Source organism: Nonomuraea sp. SBT364 (assembly GCF_001083785.1).
Lineage (GTDB): Bacteria > Actinomycetota > Actinomycetes > Streptosporangiales > Streptosporangiaceae > Nonomuraea.
In genome coordinates this window covers 1-3,092 of record NZ_LAVL01000317.1, presented here as the reverse complement: position 1 = coordinate 3,092, position 3,092 = coordinate 1, and the positions used below count along the sequence as shown (strand labels likewise).

The 3,092-nt window shown below is 75.8% G+C and carries 4 protein-coding genes; 3 read left to right on the top strand and 1 reads right to left on the bottom strand.

What is annotated here, in order from left to right:
* From ADY59_RS46940 to ADY59_RS46930, 3 genes are all read left to right on the top strand, one after another.
* Positions 1-547 (top strand): P1 family peptidase (locus tag ADY59_RS46940; protein WP_049577764.1); only part of this gene is annotated, 547 nt, incomplete at its 5' end.
* A gap of 29 nt (positions 548-576) precedes the next feature.
* Positions 577-2,007, top strand: coding sequence for an aldehyde dehydrogenase family protein (locus ADY59_RS46935; RefSeq protein WP_049577761.1), 1,431 nt, complete (start codon positions 577-579; stop codon positions 2,005-2,007).
* Positions 2,008-2,088: 81 nt separating this feature from the next.
* Positions 2,089-2,688: a hypothetical protein gene (locus tag ADY59_RS46930; RefSeq protein ID WP_049577760.1), complete on the top strand. Its 600-nt coding sequence runs from the start codon at positions 2,089-2,091 to the stop codon at positions 2,686-2,688.
* Positions 2,689-2,719: 31 nt separating this feature from the next.
* Here the strand turns inward: ADY59_RS46930 and ADY59_RS50915 are convergent, their stop codons facing one another.
* Positions 2,720-2,971, bottom strand: a complete 252-nt coding sequence (locus ADY59_RS50915; protein ID WP_156326176.1) for a hypothetical protein — start codon at positions 2,969-2,971, stop codon at positions 2,720-2,722.
* Positions 2,972-3,092 lie beyond the last annotated feature (121 nt).

The window sequence follows — 3,092 nt, the reverse complement described above, 5'->3', positions numbered from 1 at the left end:
TGTTGGGGGGTGCGTGGGGATGGCCAGTGCCGTCCTGGACGCGGGCGTGACCGTGGCCGCGCTCGTGGTCGTGAACGCGGCGGGCTCGGTGCTGGACCCGGGCAGCGGGATGCTGTCCGGCACCCGCTACGGGCTGCCGGGCGAGTTCGACCACCTGCGGCCGCCCTCGGAAGGGGACGTGGCGGCCTGGGAGCGGGCGAAGGTGACCTCGCTCAACACCACCATCGGCGTCGTCGCCACCGACGCCACGCTGACGAAGGCGCAGTGCGGCAAGCTGGCCGGGGTCGCGCACGACGGCCTGGCCAGGGCGATCCGCCCCGCGCACACGATGGTCGACGGCGACACGGTGTTCGGCCTGGCCACCTGCGACAGGCCCGCGCCGGGACAGGAGCCGGAGGTGTTCGGGACGGGCGAGGCGCACGTGCACGACCTGCTGTCCGCCGCGGCCGACGTGTTCAGCCGCGCCGTCGCGCACGCCATCCTGGCCGCGACCGGCAGGGAGGGCGCGCCCGCCTATCTCGACGTGTTCCCGAGCGCCCTGCGGTGAACGACCAGCACGAAATTGGGGGAAATAGCATGACTTTTCAGGCGGATTGGCCCGCCGGTCTGCCGATCGGCGACGGCTGGGTGGAAGCACCGGCCACCTCTGAGGTGATCTTCCCGTACGACGGCTCGGCCGTGACGAGCGGCCCGGCTGGGGACGCCGCCCTCGCGGCCCGGGCGCTGGACGAGGCGCTGGCCGTGGCGCCGGCCATGGCGGCGCTGCCGTCGCACGCCCGCCGCACCGCCCTCATGGCCGCGCACGACGCGCTGCGGGAGCGGCGCGCGGACTTCGAGCGGCTGCTCGTCCTGGAGACCGGCAAGCCGCTGGTCGACTGCCGGGTCGAGGTCGCGCGCACGATCGTCACCCTGGCCACCGCGGCCGAGGAGGTGGCCAGGCTGCACGGCGAGACGGTCCCGCTCGACCTGCTCCCGTCGGGCGAGGGCCTGATCGGGTTCTGGACCCGGCGGCCGATCGGCGTCGTCGTCGGCATCACCGGCTTCAACTACCCGCTCCTGCTGGCCGCGCACAAGATCGCGCCCGCGGTGGCCGCCGGCTGCCCGGTGATCGTCAAGCCCGCCCCGGCCACCCCGCTCGCCACGCTCTGGCTCGTCCACCTGCTGCGCTCGTCCGGCGCCCTCCCGCCGGCCGCGGTGCAGCTCGTCACCGGCGACGTCGAGGTCGGCCGCACCCTGGTGGAGGACCGGCGGATCGGCGCCGTGTCGTTCACCGGCTCGGCCGCCGCCGGGCACGCCATCGCCCGCGCCGCCGCCCCCACCAAGGTGCTGCTCGAACTCGGCTCCAACGCCGCCCTCGTCGTCGCCGCCGACGCCGACCTGGAGGCCGCCGCCGACGCGGTGGTGCGCGGCGGCTACTACGCCTCCGGCCAGGCGTGCATCTCGGTGCAGCGGGTGCTGGTCGAGGAGCCGGTGCACGAGGAGTTCCTGACGCTGCTCGCCGCGCGCATGAAGGACGTGACCGTCGGCGACCCCCGCTCGCCGCAGACCAGGGTCGCGCCGCTCATCGACCCGGCCGCCACGGACCGGGTGCTGGACCGGATCGGCCGGTCGGGGGCCAGGCTCGTGACGGGCGGCGTCCGCGACGGCCGCGCCATCGCGCCCACCGTGCTCGCCGGCGTCCCCGAGGGGGCCGAGGTGTGGGACGAGGAGATCTTCGGTCCCGTCGTGTGCGTCCGCCCGGTGCCCGACCTCGACGCCGCCTTCGCCGCCGTCAACGCCTCCCGGTACGGCCTGCACGCCTCGGTGTACACCCGCTCCCTGGCCACCGCGTTCGCCGCGATCGAGCGCGTCGACGCCGGGGGAGTGGTGGTCAACGAGGTGCCGGGCTTCCGGGCGGACAACATGCCGTACGGCGGCGTCAAGGACTCCGGCGCCGGTCGTGAGGGCCCCCGCTTCGCCATCGAGGAGCTGACCGTCACCCGGATGGCCATCATCCGGCCCTCCTGACAGCCGCCCGGCGGCGATCTGGCAGCCCTCTGGCAGCCCTCTGGCAGTCACCTGGCAGGGCCGGGCGGGACGCTGGGCCGCATGATGTTCATCGAACTTTTCGTCCCCAAAGGCACCCTCGACTCCGACCGCCGTCTCGTCGCCGAACGGCTCGGCTCCCTCCACGAGCTCACCGGCGGAGGCGAGCTGATCGGCGCCGGGACCGCGCACGTGTTCCGGTCCATGTTCCAGGTGGTGGTGCACGAGCCGGACGTGTGGGTGGCCGCCGAACGCGCCCTCGTCCCCGCCGACCGGCCGCGCTACCTGGTCCGCGTGCACGTCCCCGGGCCCTGGCGCAAGGACATGAGCGAGGCGGTGATCGCGTACGCCACCAAGGTCCTCAAGGAGTCCGACGGCCGGGACCCGGACGTGCAGGTCCACGTGCTCGGCGTGCCCGAGGGCGGCATCGGCCTGGACGGCGCGGCCACCACGTCCGAGGGGATCATCGAGCTGATGAACGCGCCCGAGCGGGACGCCCTGGCGGCGGGCACGGCCGCCCGCGACCCGCTCTGCGGCGTGCTCGTCCCGCTGGACGACGACGCGGTCACCCTTGAGGAGGACGGCGTCCTGCACGCCTTCTGCTGCGCGGACTGCCGCGACGTCTACGTGGAACGGCGCCGCAAACAGTCCACCCGGGCCTGACCCGGCGGCGCGGGGCTGATCCGCTGGTGCGTCATGCCTTCTGGAGGGTGGCGAGGGCGGCGGGTCGGTCGAGGGCGCGGCCGCGTTCGTAGGCGGCCCGGTGGGCGGGGGAGGCTTTCAGGGTGCGGGTCAGGCGTACGACGTCGGGGTGGCGGTCGTCGGGGCCGCCGCGCAGGGCGGGGGCCGCGCCGAGACCCTCCGCCGCCCGCGCCGGTTCGCCCCGCCGCAGCAGCAGGTCGGCCAGCCCGACCCCGACCTGGGCGATCATCGGCGGGGCCGGCATCACGGCCGCCAGCGCGAGCGCCCCCCGCCGCCCCCCCGCCCCCCGGGCCCGCCCCCCCGGGGGGGCGGGGGCCCCCCCCCCCCCCCCCCCGCCCCGCCCCCCGGACGACCGCCGCCCCCCC

Bases quoted from the DNA above. Each gene is read 5' to 3' on its own strand.
- ADY59_RS46930 (WP_049577760.1), top strand. From the start codon at position 2,089: ATGATGTTCATCGAACTTTTCGTCCCCAAAGGCACCCTCGACTCCGAC.
- ADY59_RS50915 (WP_156326176.1), bottom strand. From the start codon at position 2,971: ATGCCGGCCCCGCCGATGATCGCCCAGGTCGGGGTCGGGCTGGCCGAC.
- ADY59_RS46935 (WP_049577761.1), top strand. From the start codon at position 577: ATGACTTTTCAGGCGGATTGGCCCGCCGGTCTGCCGATCGGCGACGGC.